The sequence below is a fragment of the Thomasclavelia sp. genome (assembly GCF_047249845.1).
Lineage (GTDB): Bacteria > Bacillota_I > Bacilli_A > Erysipelotrichales > Coprobacillaceae > Thomasclavelia.
In genome coordinates this window covers 1-218 of the sequence record NZ_JBKTWO010000151.1, presented here as the reverse complement: position 1 = coordinate 218, position 218 = coordinate 1, and the positions used below count along the sequence as shown (strand labels likewise).

Genomic DNA, 218 nt, shown 5'->3' with positions numbered 1-218 from the left:
TTGTTTATATCATAGCTTGCCATAGGAGAATTAAATGTTAGTGGTGTTGCTGGGATATCAGAACTATAGGCAAATGCTAAAGCTATTAACATTTTTTTATAAATTAACCCATCTTTATCATCACCAATGATTTTTTTATTATTTGTATATAGATTATTTAAGGCAATTAAAAATTTTTCAGAATTATTGATATTTCCAGATTCTATAAACAATTGTAA

1 protein-coding gene is annotated in these 218 nt (G+C 24.8%); it reads right to left on the bottom strand.

Annotated features, from left to right (window positions below; genetic code table 11):
• The coding region (locus ACLR9T_RS14190; protein WP_413110121.1) for a hypothetical protein at positions 1-218 on the bottom strand (218 nt) is incomplete at both ends.